Origin of the sequence: Saccharothrix coeruleofusca, assembly GCF_017876325.1 — a bacterium.
Classification (GTDB): Bacteria; Actinomycetota; Actinomycetes; order Mycobacteriales; family Pseudonocardiaceae; genus Actinosynnema; species Actinosynnema coeruleofuscum.
Map to the genome: position 1 here is coordinate 5,330,456 of NZ_JAGINV010000001.1, position 17,988 is coordinate 5,348,443.

Consider the following 17,988-nt stretch of genomic DNA (forward strand, 5'->3'; position numbering starts at 1 on the left):
TAGGCGTCGACGCGCCTGGGAAGTACGAGAACGAGGTTGCGCCGCATGGGCTGAAGGTAGCCCTCCAACGAGGGCAGCGTCAACTCTGCGGGACGGCTCTCCCGGATGGTGGACTCCCGGTGCCGCCGAACGGCACCTGGGCGAGCCCGTCCGGCGGATGCCTGGGAGCATCTGCGACGTGTCCAAGCTGGTGTTCCGCATCCCCGCCACGGCCCTGCTCGCGGCCGGTCTGACCGTCATCGCGGCCACCCCGTTCGCGTTCTCCGCCCCCGGCCTGCAGGTGGTGTACCTGCTGCCGCTGGGCTTCGCGTGGTGGGTGTGGCGCAACCGCACGACCGTGGACGAGGAGCGCATCGTGGCGCGCGGCACGTTCGGCACGCGCGAGGTGCCGTGGTCGGAGGTCAAGGCCATCAAGGTCGAGAGCCGGGGCTGGCTGAGCGCGCTGCGCTCGGACGGCACGCTGGTCCGGCTGCCCGCGGTGCGCGCGGGCCACCTGCCCGCGCTGGCCGCAGCCAGCGGCGGGCGGGTCGCCGACCCGAGCGCGACGCCCACGGCCGGGTCGGTTGACGGGGAGCCAACGGACCCGCCCGTAGAGTCCGACGGGTGACGTCGAACACGCGGGTCAGCAGCCTCGTCCTGTCCCTGATCGGCCTCGCGGTCTCGGTCTACCTCACCATCTCGCACTACTCGACCGGCCTGCTGGTGTGCGCCGAGAGCAGCGTCGTGGACTGCGCCACGGTCACCTCCAGCGAGCAGTCGGAGCTGCTGGGCGTCCCGGTGGCGCTGCTGGGCGCGCTGTTCTTCCTGTTCCTGACCGCGCTGTGCCTGCCGTGGGCGTGGCGGCGGCGCGAGCTGGACTGGGTGCGGCTGGGCGCGGTCGGGGTGGGCGTGCTGTTCGTGGTCTACCTGGTGGCCGCCGAGTTCGTGCTGATCGGCAAGATCTGCCTGTGGTGCACGGTCGTGCACGTGGTCACCCTCGCGCTCGCGGGCGTTCTGGTCACCGGGGCGTTGCGGCGGGGTAGCCTCTAGGCACCGCTCCCGGACCTCGGCGCCCACGACGCGCCCGCCGCGACACCACGTAAAGATCCTGGAGGAGCCGTGCCACCGCTCCGTTCCCGCACCACCACGCATGGCCGCAACGCCGCGGGCGCCCGCGCCCTCTGGCGCGCGACCGGCATGACCGACTCGGACTTCGGCAAGCCGATCGTGGCCATCGCCAACTCCTACACGCAGTTCGTGCCGGGTCACGTGCACCTGCGTGACCTCGGCGACATCGTCGCCGAGGCGGTGCGCGAGGCGGGCGGCGTGCCCCGCGAGTTCCACACCATCGCCGTGGACGACGGCATCGCCATGGGCCACAGCGGCATGCTGTACTCGCTGCCCTCGCGCGAGATCATCGCCGACTCGGTCGAGTACATGGTCAACGCGCACCAGGCCGACGCCATCGTGTGCATCTCCAACTGCGACAAGATCACGCCGGGGATGCTCAACGCGGCCATGCGGCTCAACATCCCGGTGGTGTTCGTCTCCGGCGGGCCGATGGAGGCGGGCAAGGCGGTCGTGGTGGACGGCGTGGCCGTCGCGCCGACCGACCTGATCACCGCCATCTCCGCGTCCGCGTCGCCGGAGGTGGACGAGGCCGGGCTGACCGAGGTCGAGCGCTCCGCGTGCCCCACCTGCGGGTCGTGCTCGGGCATGTTCACCGCGAACTCGATGAACTGCCTGACCGAGGCGCTGGGCCTGGCGCTGCCGGGCAACGGCTCCACGCTGGCCACGCACGCCGCGCGGCGCGAGCTGTTCGCCGAGGCGGGCCGGGTGGTGGTCGAGCTGTGCCGCCGCTACTACGGCGAGGACGACGAGTCGGTGCTGCCGCGCTCGATCGCCAACCGCAAGGCGTTCGAGAACGCCATGGCGCTGGACATGGCCATGGGCGGCTCCACCAACACGGTGCTGCACATCCTGGCCGCCGCGCAGGAGGGCGAGGTCGACTTCACGCTGGCCGACATCGACGCCCTCAGCCGCCGGGTGCCGTGCCTGGCCAAGGTCTCGCCGAACTCCGACTACCACATGGAGGACGTGCACCGGGCGGGCGGCATCCCCGCGCTGCTGGGCGAGCTGCGCCGGGCCGGGCTGCTCAACGAGGACGTGCGCACCGTGCACTCCGAGACCATGGCCGAGTGGCTGGACGCCTGGGACATCCGCGCCGCCTCCCCGTCGGAGAAGGCCGTCGAGCTGTTCCACGCCGCCCCCGGCGGGGTGCGCACCACGCAGGCGTTCTCCACCACCAACCGCTGGTCGAAGCTGGACACCGACGCCGCAGGCGGCTGCATCCGCGACGTCGAGCACGCCTACACCAAGGACGGCGGCCTGGCCGTGCTGCGCGGCAACCTGGCCGAGCGCGGCGCGATCATCAAGGCCGCCGGCGTCGACGAGGACCTGTGGCACTTCGAGGGGCCCGCGCGCGTGGTGGAGTCCCAGGAGCAGGCCGTGTCGGTGATCCTGAACAAGGAGATCCAGCCGGGCGACGTGCTGGTGGTCCGCTACGAGGGCCCCTCGGGCGGGCCGGGGATGCAGGAGATGCTGCACCCGACGGCGTTCCTCAAGGGCGCGGGCCTTGGCAAGAAGTGCGCGCTGATCACCGACGGCCGGTTCTCCGGCGGCACGTCGGGCCTGTCCATCGGCCACGTCTCGCCGGAGGCGGCGGGCGGCGGCGTCATCGGCCTGGTCCAGGACGGCGACCGGATCGTCATCGACGTGCACGAGCGGCGGCTGGAGCTGCTGGTGGACGAGGCGGTGCTGGCCGAGCGGCGGGCCAAGATGGAGGCCTCGGAGCGGCCGTGGCAGCCGGTGGACCGGGTCCGCCCGGTGACCGCGGCGCTGCGCGCCTACGCGCGGATGGCCACCGACGCCTCGACCGGCGCGGTGCGCGACGTGAACAAGTAAGAGGCGACGCTCTCACCCGGCCGGTCGGCTTCCGTCGACCGGCCGGGTGATTTTTTCAGCGGAAGACGTACAGCGTCGCGGCGCTCGCGCCCGCCGCGACGAGCAGGCAGAGGAAACCGGACAGCAGCGGGTGCCGGAACCAGGCCCGGTTGTAGTCCAGCGCGGCCCGGCCGGGACCGGCGAACAGCACCGCGAACGCCATCGCCGCGAGCACCGCCTCGAACTCCACCCCGTCGGGCAGGAAGAACCCGTTGCGGTGGTTGAGCACCAGCACGTTGGCCATCACGCCGAGGATGCCCGCGGCGGCCAGCGGCGTGAGCAGGCCGAGCACCAGCAGCGCGCCGCCGCCCAGCTCGGTGACGCCGGTGACCCAGGCCAGCACGCGCGCCTCGCGGAACCCCAGGCCTTGCAGGTAGTTCGCGAACCCGTCGATGCCCGGCCCGCCGAACAGGCCGAACACCTTCTGCGCCCCGTGCAGGACGAACACCCCGCCCAGGGCCAGCCGCAGCGCCAGCAGGCCGAGGTCGGCGCTGCCGGTCCAGCCGAACGGCTTGCGCTCGTCCACCTCGTCCAGGGGCGACGAGGACTGGTCGAGCGAGGCGATCGGGGTGTAGCCCGAGGTGTCGAAGCTGCTGGTCCCCTTGTCGAACGCCGGGATGGCGTCGTCGAAGTGGTGCGCCCCCACGGCGGTGCCACTCGGGGAGTAGGGACCGTCGTCGGGGAAGTCGCCCGCAGCCTTCGAGCGATCGTCGTGAGTTGCCACGAACCCGCACGCTAGGAGGTTCGGTCGACCACCGCGAGCGTCCGTTCCGCCGCGTGGCTTCACCCGAACGGAGTAGCCGGCATCGGGTCAGTACTCGCCGCGCACCAGGTTGCGCGGCTGCTCGCCGCGCGCGAACCGGGCCAGTTCCTCGGCCACCACGCGGTAGGCGCGCCCGCCGCTGCCCGTGCAGCTGCCCGCCACGTGCGGGGTGATGAACAGCCCCGGGACGGTCCACAGTGGATGGTCCGACGGCAGCGGCTCCGGGTCGGTCACGTCCAGCGCCGCGCGCAGCCGCCCGGATTCCAGCTCGGCCAGCAACGCCGGGGTGTCCACCACCGCGCCGCGCGCGGCGTTGACCAGCACCGCGCCGTCCTTCATGCGGGACAGGAACTCCGCGTCCACCATCCGGGTGGTCTCGGTGGTCAGCGGCACCACCATCAGCACCGCGTCGAAACCGCCCAGCAGCTCGGGCAGCTCGGACACCGCGTGCACGCCGTCCCGCGCGCTGCGCCCCACCATGGTCACCGAGGCCCCGAACGGCTCCACCCGGCGGCGGAACTGCTCGCCGAGGTCGCCCGCCCCCACCACGAGGATCTCCTTGTCCTGCAACGTCTCCGTGGGGTGGAAGTCCCAGCGCCGCTCCTGCCGGGCCCGCTCGAAGGCGGGGAAGTCCCGGTAGACCGACAGCAGCGCTCCCACCGCCCACTCCGCGGTGCTGCCGCCGTGCGCGCCCCGGCAGGTCGACAGCAGCACGCCCTCGGGCACCCGGCCGACGAACCGCTCCGCGCCCGCGCTGAGCAGCTGCACCAGCCGCAGCTTCGGCAGCTGGGCGAACACCTCGGCGGGATCGGCGCCCTGGAGGAACTTGGGCACCAGCACCTCGGCGTCGCGCCCCTCGGGCGGGATCGGCTCGCCGGGCTCGTAGCGCACGGGGAGCAGACCGTCCACCTCGGACAGGACGCGGAGGCCGAGATCGTCGGGGACCAGCACGGTGAGCGTCACGCCTGCACGTTACGGCACACTTGCGACCATGCGGGAACACGACGTCCTCTCCCCGGACGGGACGCGCATCAGGGCTTGGCGGGTGGACGCGGACGGCCCGGACGTGCTGCTGTGCCCCGGCCTGGGGTTCGCCGCGCGGGCGTGGCCCGCGTTCCCGGCGCGGGTGCACAGCTGGCACCACCGCGGCACCCTCGGCTCGGCGCGGCCCGCCGACGAGTCGCGCGTGGAGGTCGCCGACCACGTGGCCGACGCCATCGCGGTGCTCGACGCGGCGGGCGTGCGGCGGTGCGTGGTCGCGGGCTGGTCCACCGGCGTCACCCTGGCCGCCGAGCTGGCGCTGCGCCACCCCGAGCGGGTCAGCGGGTTGATGCTGGTCGCGGGCCCGGCGGGCGACTCGTTCGCGGCGCTGCCCGGCGTGCCCGCCGAGCTGGGCAGGCTGCTGGGCCGCTCCGGCGCGGCGGCGCTGCGCGCGGCGGGGCCGCTGCTGGACGCGGTGCTGCACCGGGTGCCGCTGCCCGCGACGAACATCGCCTTCCTGGAGACGCTGCGCCCGTTCCTGCGGCACGACTGGCGCTGGTACTTCACCCTGGCGCTGGCCTTCGGCCGCAGCCCGCGCCTGGACCTGACCGGGGTGACCTGCCCCACGACCGTGCTGGCGGGCCGGTACGACCCGCTGACCGCGCCGTCCAGCATGGTCGGCCCGGTGTCCGGGCTGCCGCAGGCCCGCGTGCGGATGCTGCCCAACACCCACTTCCTGCCGCTGGAGTCGCCCTCGGTGCTGGTGGAGGAGCTGGTCCTGCTGCTGGAGCGGGTCAAGGGCGTGGACAGCGCGGTCGAGGACCTGGCGCTCACCGCGCGTTCACGGCCGCGCGCCTAACCTTGGTCCTCGTGTCACGACTCCGTGCGGCGCTGATCGGCTCGGTCGTCGGCCTGCTGGCCGTCGGCTGCGCCAGCTTCCCCGAGCAGCCACCCCCGGCGGGGTGGAGCGAGCAGGTGCAGCTCACGCCGCAGGCGGGCCCGCGACCCGAACTGCCCGGCGAGCTGCCCCAGTCCCCCGGCCAGGCCCAGCAGGGCCAGTCGCCGCCCTCGGTGCCGCCCCCGCAGGGGTGCAAGGACTTCAACCCCCTGGTGATCGCGACGTGCCTGAACCCGGTCTCCGGGGTGGCGATGACCGACGTCACGCAGGCGGGCGTGGTGACCGCGCTGGCCACCGAGCGCACCACCGGCAGGCTGCTGCGGGTGACCAAGGACGTGGACCCGGTCGTCCTGCACACCATCGCGGTCGACGCCGCCTCCGACGGCGGCCTGACGGGCCTGACCCTGTCGCCGACCTACCCCGAGGACCAGCTGGTCTACGTGTACGCGACCACGGCCACGGACAACCGCGTGCTGCGCATCGCCCCCGGCGACGCGCCCAAGCCGATCCTGACCGGCATCCCCAAGGGGCCGTCGGGCAACCGCGGCGTGCTGGCCTACGACCGCACCGGCGCCCTGCTGGTGGCCACCGGCGACGCGGGCAACCCGGCGCTGGCCGCCAACCCCGAGTCGCTGGCGGGCAAGGTGCTGCGCATCGACGGCGCGGGCCAGCCCGCGCCCGGCAACCCCACTCCCGGCTCGCGGGTCTACGCCAGCGGCCTGCGCTCGCCAGCGGGCCTGTGCGTGTCCGGCGACGGCTCCAAGACCTGGGTGACCGACGCGGGCGAGACCGCCGACCTGCTCTACCGGGTCGAGGCGGGCAAGGCGCTGACCAGCGCGGCGTGGTCGTGGCCGGACAAGCCCGGCATCACCGGCTGCGCGTCGCTGTCGGACGTGATGTGGGTGGCGACGGCGAACGCGCCGGGCACCCAGTTCCTGCCGATGAACCAGGACGGCAGCTTCACCGGCAAGCCCGAGCCCTCCCACCAGGGCGAGGACGGCTTCGGCCGGATCGGCGCGCTGGTCGCGCTGGACGACCGGACGGCGCTGATCGGCACCGTGAACAAGGCCCCCGGCGGGGCGCCGGTGTCCAGCGACGACCGGGTGGCGATCCTCATCCGGCCCGAGTCGGCGGGCAGCAAGGACTAGCGCGAGGGGGCGTGATGACCTTCTTCACCGAGGAGTCGCACGAAGCGGACGAACCGGAGTTCGAGGAGCTGCGCGCCCGTCCGGCGGACCTGGCGGCACCGCCCACCGAGTGGGTGCTGCCGGTGACGCTGCCATGGCAGCGGGTGCTCGGCGAGGGACCGCACGCCCGCGTCGTGCTGGAACGGCTCCAGTGCTGGCCGGACGGGGTGGGCCTGGACCTGCTGGTGTTCCTGCGGAGGTCCCCGCGCGACCGGCGCGGCCACGCCTCGATCTTCCACCACCACCCGGACAGGCGTCCCCCAGCGGGCGGACTGCGCTTCGGGGTCCTCTACGCCGACGGACGCCGGGTGACCAACCTCGACAGCGCTCGGTCCGACGGGCAGCCCGCGCTGGTGTCGCGCGGGGGCCACGGCGGGCAGTTCCACTTCCGGCACGAGGTGTACCTGACGCCGTTGCCCCCTGAAGGGGCGGTGACCCTGTTCGTGGCGTGGCCGGACCAGGACATCCCCGAGACCGCCGTGGAACTGGACGCGACCGCCATCCGCGCCGCCGCCGCCCAGGCCCAGGAGATCTGGCCCGACCTCCCGCCCGCACAGCCCGGCTCCAGCAGCCGCACCACCCGAACCGTCTCAGCCACCGCCACCGCCTCCCGCCTTCCCACCGCCTCCCGCAAGTCGACCCCCTGAGTTCAACCTTCAGAACGGCCACGCCCACCCTCAGCGTCACCCACCTATGGGCGTGTTGGGCGTGTCTCCCCCGCGAGTCGAACGCTCAGACACCCCGAATTCAACATTCGCGCACCCCGACCCGCACTTTCGCGCCCCCGCCCCGCGCTTCCGCCTCGGGTAGTAGCTACCGGCCCTCCCAACCCCGTCGGGTAGTACTTGCCCACGCACCAGGGGGGCGCGCGGAGCGCGCGCAGCGGGGTGCCCGCGAGCGCCGTCCCCGTATGACCTGGGCTCGTCCCGACCGCACGTGTCAAGGGGGCCTGAACGCACCACCAACCCCAGACCCGACAACGGCCCCCTTGACGCGTGTGGTTCGCCTCCGGCAGGTCATACGGGGACGGCGCGACCCGCCGTCCTTGGCGACCTGCCGCGCGGCGAGCGCTCTCTTTGCTGGATAACCCAACCCGAACGTAGAACTCAGGGGTCCTGAGCGTTCGACTCGCGGTACCTGAGCGTTCGACTCGCGGGGGCGGCTACTGCCGATGCGCGTTGAGCCGGGCGGCTTGGCGCGTCAGGTGGTCGCGCTCGGCCAGGTTGGACGCCTTGCGGGCCGCTTCGGCGTACAGCCGCGCCGCCACCGCCAGGTCCCCGTCGCGCTCGTGCAGGTACGCCGCCACCGCCGCGTAGCGGGGCAGCGAGTCGTCCAGCTCCGCGAGCGCCGCCAGTCCCGCGCGGGGGCCGTCGGCCTCGCCGACGGCCACCGCGCGGTTGAGCCGCACGACCGGACTCCCGGTCAGCCGCACGAGCTCGTCGTACCACTCGACGATCTGCACCCAGTCGGTCTCCTCTGCCGTGAGCGCGTCGGCGTGCAACGCCGCGATGGCGGCCTGCGCCTGGAACTCCCCCAACCGATCACGGGCCAGCGCCGCCTGCAGGATCTCCACGCCCTCGGCGATCATCCGGGTGTCCCACCGGCCGCGATCCTGCTCGGCCAGCGGCACCAGGCTCCCGTCGGGCGCGGTCCGGGCCGCGCGCCGGGCGTGGTGCAGCAGCATGAGCGCGAGCAGCCCCGCCACCTCCGGGTGGTCGGTGGCGGCGGCGAGCTGCCGGGTGAGCCGGATGGCCTCCACCGCGAGGTCGACGTCCCCGGTGTACCCCTCGTTGAACACCAGGTACAGCACCCGCAGCACGGTCGAGACATCCCCGGCCTGGTCGAACCGCACCCCGGACACGGTGCGCTTGGCGCGGCTGATGCGCTGCGCCATGGTCGCCTCGGGCACCAGGTAGGCCGCGGCGATCTGGCGCGTGGTGAGCCCGCCGACGGCGCGCAGCGTGAGCGCGACCGCCGACGATGGCGTCAGCGACGGGTGGGCGCACAGGAAGTAGAGCTGGAGCGTGTCGTCCACGGCGGGCGCGGGCTCCGGCGCGGGTTCCTCGTCCACGACGTCCTCGCGCCTGCGGCGGGCGGCGTCGGCGCGGGTCGCGTCGAGGAACCGCCGCCAGGCCACGGTGACCAGCCAGCCCTTCGGGTCGCGCGGCGGGTCGGTCGGCCACACGCGGACCGCCTCGACCAGCGCGTCCTGCACGGCGTCCTCGGCCGCCGCGAAGTCGGCTCCGCGGCGGACGAGGACGGCGAGCACGCCCGGCGTGGTGCTCCGGAGCAGGTTCTCGTCCAACTGGGACGTCACTCCGTGATGGTGGGCGGACCGCTCAGGAACGGCCGCAGCTCCAGCCACTCGTGGATCGGCTTGCCACCCGCGCCGGGGGCGGCCGACAGCTCCCCGGCCAGTTCGACGGCGCGCTCGTAGCTGTCGACGTCGATCACCATCCAGCCCGCGATGAGGTCCTTGGTCTCGGCGAACGGGCCGTCGGTGACCGGCGGGCGGCCCTCGCCGTCGTACCGGACGAACGTGCCCTCGGGGGCCAGCGCCTGGCCGTCGACGAACTCGCCGGTCGCCTCCAGGCGGGCCGCGAAGTCGCGCATGTACTGCATGTGGGCCGAGATCTCCTCGGGCGTCCACTGGTCCATGGGCACGTCGTTGACCGCCGCCGGAGCGCCCCGGTAGTGCTTGAGCAGCAGGTACTTGGCCATCGTGGTCCTCCTCGGTACCGACGCGACCCCATTGTCGTCGCGTTCACCACGGGGACGGAGCCGGACACGGGTTCTCGACATCGCCCGCCGAACTTTTTCCCGGAACTTTTCCCGACCTCCCGTCAGCCCGAGCCGAGGCACACGAACGGGCGACGCAACGGGTCCACCGCCACCGCCTCGGCCAGCGCCACGGCGGGTGGCGCGCCCGTCGCCAGGGCGCGGTGGAAGTCGGCCATCGCCGCGGCCGACGGCTGGTCGCCCACCTTGCTCGACGCGGCGATCACCGTGCGCGCCCCACCGGCCAGCAGCGCGCCCGCGAACCCCAGCGGCTCGTCGCCGGGCCGCACGCGGTTGAGCGCCAGCTCGCAGGCGGCCAGCACGACCCGCTCCGGGGGCCGCCGCACCCGGCCGACCTCGTGCGCGAACAGCGCCCCGTCGACCAGCTCCAGCCGGGAGAACAGGGCGTTCTCCGGCTCGTGCTCGCCGTGCGCGGCGATGTGCGCCAGCTCGACGCCGTCCAGCGCCTCCAGCACCGACACCACCCTGGCCTCCTCCACGCCCAGCAGCTTGGCGTCCCGGTGCAGCACGGCCAGCCGCTCGATCTCCCCCTGCGCGGCGGCCAGCCCCGGGCCTCGGACCAGCACCACGCCGCTGCCGTGATCGCGGTCGACGCGGCTGCTCGACAGCCAGGCGGTGGCGGAGGGCACCACGGTCGTCGGGCGGGAGGCGCAGGTGGGCAGCACGCCCCAGGGCACCACGTACAGCGCGCCGGTCGGCACGACCACCAGCTCCCGGTCGCCGATCATGTCGGCCAGCGGGCGCAGCAGGGCGGCGTCCAGCTTCCGCGCCTCGCGGCAGGCGGACGCGGAGATGACCTCGACCAGCGGGGGCGGCAGGTGGTCGGGGGCCAGCGCGTTCAGGTCGGCGTGCAACTTGCGCGCGGCCTCGGTGGCCACCTCCACCGCCCCCAGGCGCACCATGCGCACCCGGCCGTCCACCACCACGACCGCCACCAGCTCCTCGTCGCACGAGGCGAAGCTGATCAGCGCGCGGTCGCCCAGCCGGGCCGCCACCTCGTCGGCGGTGGCCACGGGCCGGGGCTTGCCCCACGGGCTCGCGCTCCAGCCCAGCTGCATCGCGGCGCGCTGGCCCGCGGCGTAGCGCTGCTCCAGCTCGGCGGTGGGCGCCCCGTCCAGCCGGGCGCGCAGCAGCAGCCTGCTCAGCTGCCGGACCTCGGCGATGCGCTCGCCCAGCGCCGCGTCCACGGTGGACTCGACCGGGTCGTAGCGGTACATCTGCGCCCTGGTGCGCTCCAGCCAGGTGAACAGCCGCTTGGCGTTCGCCGGGGAGTCGCCCGCCGCCAGCACCAGCCGGACTGCCAGCTCGCCCAGCTCGCGGCCGTGCAGCGAGGTGCCGGACAGCAGTTCCAGCCCGCCGAGCTGGTCGCGCATCCGGCCCAGCTCGGCCAGGCCCGCCTGCGCCTGGGCCAGCGCCGCGCGCTGGTTGCCCTGGGCCAGGGCGAGTTCCGCCCGGCACAGCCGCAGCAGCATCCGGTGGTCGATGGGGCTGAACCGGCGCGACTTGGGCACGCTGCGCAGCAGCTCGGCGGCGCGGTCGGTGTTGCCGCGCCGGACCTCCAGCCGGGCGGCCAGCACGTGCGCCAGCGCGGCGTGCTCGTGCAGCTTCAACGCGGCCAGCTCGGCCGCCAGCGACAGCGCCCGCTCGACCAGGCGCGCGGGCGGGCGGTGGGTCGGGCGGTGGGTGCCGATGGCGCACAGCGCCCTGGCGCGCAGGATGATCAGGCTGGCGATGGCCGCCCACGCGGGGCTGCCGCGCTGGGCGAGCTTGCGCTGCGCCGCCTTGGCCATCCGCTGGGCGGTGATCAGGTCACCTTCGTGCAGCGCGGCGATGGCGCGGAACATCTCCGCCTCGGCGATGTCCTGGCCGACCCGCTGGGCGCGCAGGTCGGGCAGCACCGCGTCCAGTTGTCGGCCCGCCTCGTCGGCCAGCCCGACGGCGATCATCGCCTCGGCCTGGTCGATGCGCAGCCGCAGCAGCAGGCCCGGTTCGACCTCCTGGAAGGTCTTGGCCGCTTCACCGTAGCGGCGCAGCGCCGCGGTGACGTCCCCCGCGCGCAGCAGCACGTTGCCCAGGGCGTGCGTGGCGATCGCCGCCCGCATGGGCATGTCGTACTGGACGGCCAGCTCCGCCGCGCGGTTGAGATCGCGCACGGCCTTGTCGAACTGGTAGATCTCGCCGAAGGCGTTGCCCCGGTTGGACAGCGTGGTGACCAGCGAGTTGACCACGGGTGTGGGGTCGTCGGTGGTCTGGGCGAGCTTCGCCTCGTGGTAGGCCACGTCGAGATCGACGTAGCGGATGCCCTCCCAGATGCGGCCCACCCGGAACAGCAGCACCCCGTGGACGCCGTTGGCCAGGCTCTCCAGTTCGTCGCGCAACGCGCCCGGCGGCATGGCCGACAGGCTCTCGCGGGTCACGGCGATCTGGTTGAGCCCCTCCTCCAGACCGCGCGTCTCGGCGACGCAGAACGAGAGGGTGATCAGCAGCCGGACGCGGACTTCCAGGCTCTCCACCGAGTTCACACCCGACGCGTCGAGGCGGGCGATCCCCTTGCGCAGCAGTCGCGACGCGGCCGGGTAGTGGTTCGCCGACGCGGCGAGCTTGCCCTTCCGGTGCAGTTCGCGGGCGTCCCGGACAGGATCGGCGTTCTGCGGGGGCACAGGCATATCAGAGCACAAACGAAGTGACCGCACTGCCAGCCGTCCGGCTGGCAGTGCGGTCGTCACGCTCAGTTCCTCGCCACCGCGGGGTCGTCCGAATGGGTCTGGTACGGACCACCCATGGGCTGCATCGGCGTGGCGGGCGCCTTCGGGTCCGGCTCATGCGGCTGGTAAGGGCCACCGGTCGGGTCCGTGGGCTCGCCGTGCGTCTGGTAAGGACCGCCGTTGGTCTCCACGCCGCCGTCCCCGGCGAACAGCGCCAGCGGGCTCTCCTCGACCTTGGCGGCGATCTCTTCGATCTCCTCGACCAGCTCGGGGTCGGTCCTGGTCTTCGAAGGGTTCATGCCAGCAGACATCGTTGTTGCCCTCCCCTGCAACGGCACCCGCGCGGGGTGCGTGGTGCCTCTGTTGGAGTCAATCCGGTAGGCCCCCCGGCCCTCCGAACGGCTCAAGCCTGACACAGATGGCGGCAAGATTGAGGGGGTTTTTTACTGTGCGCAACGATCGACTACGGCAAACGGGCTCTGACCAGGGGCAACAATGCCACCCGACAGTGGATACCACACGAATGGGCTAACGCATTAACAGTATTCCGTCACTGTGAATACCCGTTTTCTGCGGACGTTCGCCCTGGCAGTGGCGCTCTCACCGAGAAGAGTGAACAAGGAGTAGCGCTCACTTCACCACGCGCGAGCATTCCATGATCAATTGTCAAACCGGCCTGATTTGACAGCTTCCAGAAAAGCACGCCAGACGGCAGGGGCGTACTCGGAGATCGAACCGGTCGCGTTCTTGGAATCGCGGACGGCGACCACCCCGGTGATCCGCACCTCGACGCAAGCGGGACCGTTGGCACTGCTGCGAACGCTCTTGAACCAGCCGGTGTCGCGAGGGCTCACAGTTCCTCCAACAGCTCGCGGATGAACCGCTCGGTTCCCGGCTCGGTCGCGGCGAGTTCCCAGACGCGCTCGAACGCCAGCGCCAGGGCTGCGGTGTCGGCCGGGTCATCGTAGTAGGCGGAGTGCCCCGCGATGGCCTCCGAATAGCCGACCGCAGGGGCCTTTCCCTTGAAGTCGAACAGGATCAGGGCTCGACCGCGCAGCGGGTTGGGGTGGGTGTCGTTGCGCAGCAAGCGAATCGCCGGCCCCGGCCGCCCGTCGCACAGGGACAGCAGGTGCCGCAACTGCCCCCGCATCACTTCGGGCGCGCCGAAGTCGGCGCGCAAGCTGTCCTCGGTCAGGACGAACCGGAGGTCTTTCGGCTCTCCCGCGCCGAAGACGACCGCCTGGCGGTCGAGCCGGAAGGAGATCCGGTCCTCGCGACCGGGGTCCGCGCCGTCCCACCAGATGCCGTCGCCCTCTTCGATGACCGCGCGGATGTAGTCCGATGACTGGAGCAACCCCGGCACGATGCCCGGCTCGTAGGTGCTGATCCGCGCGGCGTTGGCCTCCAGGTCGGCGAACCGCTGGTAGGAGTTGGGCAGCAGGTCCACGTAGGTCCGCCCGCGCTTGCGACGGCGGGCCTGCGCGCCGAGGGCGAGCATCGCCTCCCGCTCCGCACCGGACACCGCGTAGTAGTCCAGCAGCCGCGCCAGGTCGTCACCGCTGAGGGTGCCGTTGCCCTCCTCCAGTTCGACGACCTTGGTCCGCGACCGGCCGATGGCCTCGGCCGCCGCCTTCTGGGGCACGCCCTTGTCGAGCCGGAGCCGCCGCAGCGCCAGGCCCAGTTGCCGCCGCTCGAAGGTCTGCCGAGCCCTAGCCACAGGCGCTCCCCGTTTCTCACCCGATCAGGTTCTGGGTCAAGCCACACCTGTCTCGCTAGCCTAAGCGAGACAGGTTGCCCTTAAGAAGGAGATGTCATGCCGCTGCACCAGTACTCCGACGTGTCGGTCGAAGCCTGGATCGAGATGTCCGGGGACGTGTCCGTCACCGCCGACGTCAACGCCGACGACGACCGCGTCACGCTGACCTTCGGCCACAACCGCGAGTACGTGATGGTCATGGACCACCGGACCCTCACCAAGGTCGCCGAGGTTTCCGGGCAGGCCCTCGGGGAACTCGCGGTGCACACCGGGGAGTGAGCCCGAACCCACTCCCCGGTCCACCGGTCCCCGCCCCGCAGGTCCCCGCTCAGCAGGTCCCCGCTCAGGAGCAGCGGGCGATCACCAGCTCGCGCACGCGCTTGGCGTCCGCCTGCCCCTTGGTCGCCTTCATGACCGCTCCGACGATCGCGCCCGCCGCCGCCACCTTGCCGTCGCGGATCTTCGCCGCCACGTCCGGCTGCGCCGCCAGCGCCTCGTCCACCGCCGCCTCCAGGGCCGAGTCGTCCGAGACGACCTTCAGGCCCCTGGCCTCGATGACGGCCTCCGGCTCGCCCTCGCCCGCCAGCACGCCCGCGACGACCTCGCGGGCGAGCTTGTTGGTCAGCTCGCCGGAGTTCACCAGCGCCACGACCCGCGCGATCTGCGCGGGCGTGATCGCCAGCTCGGCCAGCTCGACGCCCCGGTTGTTGGCCTCCTTGGTCAGGTAGGCCACCCACCACGAGCGCGCCTCGGCTGGCGTCGCGCCCGCCTCGACCGTGGCCGCCACCAGGTCCACCGCGCCCGCGTTGACCAGGTCGCGCAGCTCGGCGTCGGTGAGGTTCCACTCCTGCTGGATGCGCTTGCGGCGCTCCCAGGGCAGCTCCGGCAGCGTGCCGCGCAGCTCCTCCACCCACTCGCGCGACGGCGCGACGGGCACCAGGTCCGGCTCGGGGAAGTACCGGTAGTCCTCCGCGGTCTCCTTGGTGCGCCCGGAGGAGGTGCTGCCGGTGGACTCGTCGAAGTGGCGGGTCTCCTGGGTGATCTTGCCGCCGCCCGCGAGCACCGCGGCCTGGCGGGTCATCTCGAACCGCACCGCCCGCTCGACGCTGCGCAGCGAGTTGACGTTCTTGGTCTCGGTGCGGGTGCCGAACTCGGTGGTGCCCTTGGGCATCAGCGACACGTTGGCGTCGCAGCGCAGCGAGCCCTGGTCCATCCGGACGTCGGAGACGTCCAGCGCCTTGAGCAGGTCCCGCAGCGCCGTCACGTACGCGCGGGCCACCTCGGGGGCCCGCTCGCCGGTGCCGGTGATCGGCTTGGTGACGATCTCGATCAGCGGCACGCCCGCGCGGTTGTAGTCCAGCAGCGAGTGCTCCGCGCCGTGGATGCGCCCGGTCGCGCCGCCGACGTGCAGCGACTTGCCGGTGTCCTCCTCCATGTGGGCGCGCTCGATCTCCACCCGCACCACCGTGCCGTCGTCCAGCGCGACGTCGAGCCAGCCGTTGAACGCGATCGGCTCGTCGTACTGCGAGGTCTGGAAGTTCTTCGGCATGTCCGGGTAGAAGTAGTTCTTCCGGGCGAACCGGCACCACTCGGCGATCTCGCAGTTCAGCGCCAGGCCGATGCGGATCGCCGACTCCACCGCCTTGCCGTTGACCACCGGCAGCGCGCCGGGCAGGCCGAGGCAGGTGGGGCACACGTGGGTGTTGGGCTCGCCGCCGAACAGGTTGGCGCAGCCGCAGAACATCTTCGTGTTCGTGTGCAGCTCGACGTGGACCTCCAGGCCCAGCACCGGGTCGTAGCGCTCGACGACCTCGGCGTAGTCCATCAGCTCGTCGACCGAGGTCATGCCTTCCCGTCCTTCCGCATCGCCCGGATCGCCAGCGCCAGGCCGGTGATCGCGACGATGGCACTGCCCAGCGCGTTGGCCAGGGCCAGCTTGTCCTTGTCGCCGCGGGCGGCCTTGAGCGAGGAGAACGCGCTCGCCGCCGACGCGCCCGCGCTGAGCAGGCCGAACACACCACGGGTCTTCTTCATCGCGCGGCTCCTTCCAGCTGCGGGACCTGGCTGATGACGGTGTGGCCGAGGGCGGCGTCGCGGGCCGCCTCGTAGGCCGCGGCCACCCGGTACATGCGGTGGTCCTGCAGGGCCGGGGCCATGATCTGCAGGCCCACCGGCAGACCGTCCTCGTCGGACAGCCCGCTGGGCACGCTCATCGCGGCGTTGCCCGCCAGGTTGGCCGGGATGGTGCACAGGTCGGCCTTGTACATGGCCATCGGGTCGCCGGTGCGCTCGCCGATGCGGAACGCGGTGGTCGGCGTGGTCGGCGAGACCAGCACGTCCACCGTGGCGAACGCGGACTCGAAGTCGCGCGAGATGAGCGTGCGCACCTTCTGCGCCGAGCCGTAGTAGGCGTCGTAGTAGCCCGAGGACAGCGCGTACGTGCCGATCATGATGCGGCGCTTGACCTCCGCGCCGAAGCCCGCCTCGCGGGTCAGCGACATGACCTCCTCGGCGCTGCGGGTGCCGTCGTCGCCGACGCGCAGGCCGTAGCGCATCGCGTCGAAGCGGGCCAGGTTCGACGACGCCTCGCTCGGCGCGATCAGGTAGTACGCGGGCAGCGCGTAGTCGAAGCTGGGGCAGGACACCTCGACGATCTCCGCGCCCAGCTGCTTGAGCTGCGCCACGGCCGCCTCGAACGAGCGCAGCACGCCCGGCTGGTAGCCCTCGCCGCTGAACTGCGTCACCACGCCGACGCGCACGCCGGTCAGGTCGCCGTTGGCGCCCTCGCGGGCCGCGGCGACCACGGGCGGCACGGGCGCGTCGACGGAGGTGGAGTCCAGCGGGTCGTGGCCCGCGATGATCTCGTGCAGCAGCGCGGCGTCCAGCACCGTGCGCGCGCACGGGCCCGCCTGGTCCAGCGAGGACGAGAACGCCACCAGGCCGTAGCGGGACACGCCGCCGTAGGTCGGCTTCACGCCGACGGTGCCGGTGACCGAGCCGGGCTGGCGGATCGAGCCGCCGGTGTCGGTGCCGATCGCCAGCGGCGCCTCGAACGCGGCCAGGCTGGCGCTGGAACCGCCGCCGGAACCGCCCGGAATCCGGTCCAGGTCCCACGGGTTGCGGGTCGGGCCGTAGGCGGAGTTCTCGGTGGAGGAGCCCATCGCGAACTCGTCCATGTTCGTCTTGCCCAGGATGACCACGCCCGCTTCCTTGAGCCTGCGGGTTACCGTGGCGTCGTAGGGCGGGCGCCAGCCCTCCAGCATCTTCGAGCCGCACGTGGTCGGCACGCCCTCGGTGGTGAAGACGTCCTTGAGGGCCAGCGGGACGCCCGCCAGCGGGCTCGCGGGCGCGTTGCCCGCGGCGACGTCCTCGTCGACCCTGCGGGCCGCGGCCAGCGCGCCCTCGGCGTCGACGTGCAGGAACGCCTTCACCGAGCCGTCGACCTCGGCGATGCGGTCCAGGTGCGCCTGCGCGACCTCGACCGCGGAGACCTCGCGACTGGCGATCTTGGCCGCCAGCTCGGCGGCGGTGCTGCGGATCAGGTCGCTCATGCTTCCTCCCCCAGGATGCGGGGGACGCGGAAGCGACCGTCCTCGGCGGCGGGGGCGCCCGCGAGCGCCTGCTGCTGACCGAGGCTGGGACGCACCGCGTCCTCGCGGAACACGTTGGTCAGCGGAACGGCGTGCGAAGTGGGCGGGATGTCCGCGGTGGCGATGTCGCCCACCGTGGCCACCGACTGCAGGATCACGTCCAACTGGCCTGCGAAAAGGTCCAGCTCGTCGTCGGTGACGGCGAGCCTGGCCAGGCGAGCCAGGTGCGCGACCTCGTCGCGGGAGATGCTGGGCACCTCGTCAACCCCCGTGGGTCGGTTTTTCGGATCGGGACCCGACGAGTCTATTGGCTGGTCAGGGTGGGGC

At 72.6% G+C, this 17,988-nt stretch carries 19 protein-coding genes; 7 read left to right on the forward strand and 12 right to left on the reverse strand.

All coding sequences use genetic code 11. The annotated features are described in order from the left end of the window. The first annotated feature begins 178 nt into the window (after positions 1-178). The 3 genes from JOF41_RS23980 (at position 179) to ilvD (ending at position 2,943) form a co-directional block, all read left to right on the forward strand. A complete protein-coding gene (locus JOF41_RS23980) occupies positions 179-607 on the forward strand; it encodes a PH domain-containing protein (protein ID WP_189222779.1) in 429 nt (142 codons plus the stop codon). Next, complete coding sequence (locus JOF41_RS23985) at positions 604-1,029, forward strand: vitamin K epoxide reductase family protein (protein ID WP_209622111.1); 426 nt, start codon at positions 604-606, stop codon at positions 1,027-1,029. The genes JOF41_RS23980 and JOF41_RS23985 overlap by 4 nt, the downstream gene beginning before the upstream one ends. 69 nt (positions 1,030-1,098) lie before the next feature. Next, positions 1,099-2,943: a dihydroxy-acid dehydratase gene (gene ilvD / locus JOF41_RS23990; RefSeq protein WP_189222777.1), complete on the forward strand. Its 1,845-nt coding sequence runs from the start codon at positions 1,099-1,101 to the stop codon at positions 2,941-2,943. 55 nt (positions 2,944-2,998) lie between these two features. On the opposite strand, the gene JOF41_RS38395 is transcribed toward ilvD, so the two are convergent. After that, entirely contained in the window at positions 2,999-3,706 is a 708-nt protein-coding gene (locus JOF41_RS38395) for a DoxX family protein (protein ID WP_189222776.1), read from the reverse strand. Positions 3,707-3,793: 87 nt separating this feature from the next. Then, a complete protein-coding gene (locus JOF41_RS24000; protein WP_209622114.1) occupies positions 3,794-4,708 on the reverse strand; it encodes a 2-hydroxyacid dehydrogenase in 915 nt (304 codons plus the stop codon). Between the two features lie 28 nt (positions 4,709-4,736). Here JOF41_RS24000 and JOF41_RS24005 point away from each other — a divergent pair, with 28 nt between their 5' ends. From JOF41_RS24005 to JOF41_RS24015, 3 genes are read left to right on the forward strand one after another with little or no spacing between them, the layout of a single operon-like run. Then, entirely contained in the window at positions 4,737-5,585 is an 849-nt protein-coding gene (locus tag JOF41_RS24005) for an alpha/beta fold hydrolase (RefSeq protein ID WP_189222774.1), read from the forward strand. 11 nt (positions 5,586-5,596) lie between these two features. Further along, positions 5,597-6,772, forward strand: coding sequence for a PQQ-dependent sugar dehydrogenase (locus JOF41_RS24010; RefSeq protein ID WP_189222773.1), 1,176 nt, complete (start codon positions 5,597-5,599; stop codon positions 6,770-6,772). 14 nt (positions 6,773-6,786) lie between these two features. Further along, positions 6,787-7,458, forward strand: coding sequence for a hypothetical protein (locus JOF41_RS24015; protein WP_209622117.1), 672 nt, complete (start codon positions 6,787-6,789; stop codon positions 7,456-7,458). Positions 7,459-7,973: 515 nt separating this feature from the next. Here JOF41_RS24015 and JOF41_RS24020 read toward each other — a convergent pair. The 6 genes from JOF41_RS24020 to JOF41_RS24045 form a co-directional block, all read right to left on the reverse strand. Next, complete coding sequence (locus tag JOF41_RS24020; RefSeq protein WP_189223308.1) at positions 7,974-9,116, reverse strand: RNA polymerase sigma factor; 1,143 nt, start codon at positions 9,114-9,116, stop codon at positions 7,974-7,976. A gap of 8 nt (positions 9,117-9,124) precedes the next feature. Beyond that, positions 9,125-9,532, reverse strand: coding sequence for a YciI family protein (locus JOF41_RS24025; protein ID WP_209622120.1), 408 nt, complete (start codon positions 9,530-9,532; stop codon positions 9,125-9,127). 122 nt (positions 9,533-9,654) lie between these two features. Further along, the gene (locus tag JOF41_RS24030; RefSeq protein ID WP_189222771.1) at positions 9,655-12,276 is read right to left on the reverse strand and encodes a CHAT domain-containing protein; all 2,622 of its coding nucleotides are present in this window, start codon (positions 12,274-12,276) and stop codon (positions 9,655-9,657) included. A gap of 62 nt (positions 12,277-12,338) precedes the next feature. Continuing rightward, positions 12,339-12,614 carry a hypothetical protein gene (locus JOF41_RS24035; protein WP_209622123.1) on the reverse strand — a complete coding sequence of 92 codons (276 nt, stop codon included), beginning with the start codon at positions 12,612-12,614 and terminating at the stop codon, positions 12,339-12,341. 360 nt (positions 12,615-12,974) lie between these two features. Beyond that, positions 12,975-13,169, reverse strand: coding sequence for a DUF397 domain-containing protein (locus JOF41_RS24040; RefSeq protein WP_209622125.1), 195 nt, complete (start codon positions 13,167-13,169; stop codon positions 12,975-12,977). After that, complete coding sequence (locus JOF41_RS24045) at positions 13,166-14,032, reverse strand: helix-turn-helix domain-containing protein (protein ID WP_209622128.1); 867 nt, start codon at positions 14,030-14,032, stop codon at positions 13,166-13,168. The genes JOF41_RS24040 and JOF41_RS24045 overlap by 4 nt, the downstream gene beginning before the upstream one ends. A gap of 96 nt (positions 14,033-14,128) precedes the next feature. Here JOF41_RS24045 and JOF41_RS24050 point away from each other — a divergent pair, with 96 nt between their 5' ends. Continuing rightward, the gene (locus JOF41_RS24050; protein ID WP_189222767.1) at positions 14,129-14,350 is read left to right on the forward strand and encodes a hypothetical protein; all 222 of its coding nucleotides are present in this window, start codon (positions 14,129-14,131) and stop codon (positions 14,348-14,350) included. A gap of 64 nt (positions 14,351-14,414) precedes the next feature. On the opposite strand, the gene gatB is transcribed toward JOF41_RS24050, so the two are convergent. Genes gatB through gatC form a run of 4 tightly spaced genes read right to left on the reverse strand, consistent with a single transcriptional unit; the run spans position 14,415 to position 17,918 of the window. Beyond that, complete coding sequence (gene gatB / locus JOF41_RS24055; protein WP_209622131.1) at positions 14,415-15,917, reverse strand: Asp-tRNA(Asn)/Glu-tRNA(Gln) amidotransferase subunit GatB; 1,503 nt, start codon at positions 15,915-15,917, stop codon at positions 14,415-14,417. Continuing rightward, a complete protein-coding gene (locus JOF41_RS24060) occupies positions 15,914-16,105 on the reverse strand; it encodes a hypothetical protein (RefSeq protein ID WP_189222765.1) in 192 nt (63 codons plus the stop codon). Before JOF41_RS24060 ends, gatB begins: the two co-directional genes overlap by 4 nt. Continuing rightward, entirely contained in the window at positions 16,102-17,622 is a 1,521-nt protein-coding gene (gatA, locus tag JOF41_RS24065; RefSeq protein WP_189222764.1) for an Asp-tRNA(Asn)/Glu-tRNA(Gln) amidotransferase subunit GatA, read from the reverse strand. Before gatA ends, JOF41_RS24060 begins: the two co-directional genes overlap by 4 nt. Further along, the gene (gene gatC, locus JOF41_RS24070) at positions 17,619-17,918 is read right to left on the reverse strand and encodes an Asp-tRNA(Asn)/Glu-tRNA(Gln) amidotransferase subunit GatC (protein WP_189222763.1); all 300 of its coding nucleotides are present in this window, start codon (positions 17,916-17,918) and stop codon (positions 17,619-17,621) included. Before gatC ends, gatA begins: the two co-directional genes overlap by 4 nt. Between the last annotated feature and the right edge of the window lie 70 nt (positions 17,919-17,988).

Coding starts and splice junctions, on each gene's coding strand:
- JOF41_RS24025 (WP_209622120.1), bottom strand. CDS start 9,532: ATGGCCAAGTACCTGCTGCTCAAGCACTACCGGGGCGCTCCGGCGGCG.
- JOF41_RS24035 (WP_209622123.1), bottom strand. CDS start 12,614: ATGAACCCTTCGAAGACCAGGACCGACCCCGAGCTGGTCGAGGAGATC.
- JOF41_RS24050 (WP_189222767.1), top strand. CDS start 14,129: ATGCCGCTGCACCAGTACTCCGACGTGTCGGTCGAAGCCTGGATCGAG.
- gatA (WP_189222764.1), bottom strand. CDS start 17,622: ATGAGCGACCTGATCCGCAGCACCGCCGCCGAGCTGGCGGCCAAGATC.
- JOF41_RS24030 (WP_189222771.1), bottom strand. CDS start 12,276: ATGCCTGTGCCCCCGCAGAACGCCGATCCTGTCCGGGACGCCCGCGAA.
- JOF41_RS24015 (WP_209622117.1), top strand. CDS start 6,787: ATGACCTTCTTCACCGAGGAGTCGCACGAAGCGGACGAACCGGAGTTC.
- gatB (WP_209622131.1), bottom strand. CDS start 15,917: ATGACCTCGGTCGACGAGCTGATGGACTACGCCGAGGTCGTCGAGCGC.
- JOF41_RS24005 (WP_189222774.1), top strand. CDS start 4,737: ATGCGGGAACACGACGTCCTCTCCCCGGACGGGACGCGCATCAGGGCT.
- JOF41_RS24060 (WP_189222765.1), bottom strand. CDS start 16,105: ATGAAGAAGACCCGTGGTGTGTTCGGCCTGCTCAGCGCGGGCGCGTCG.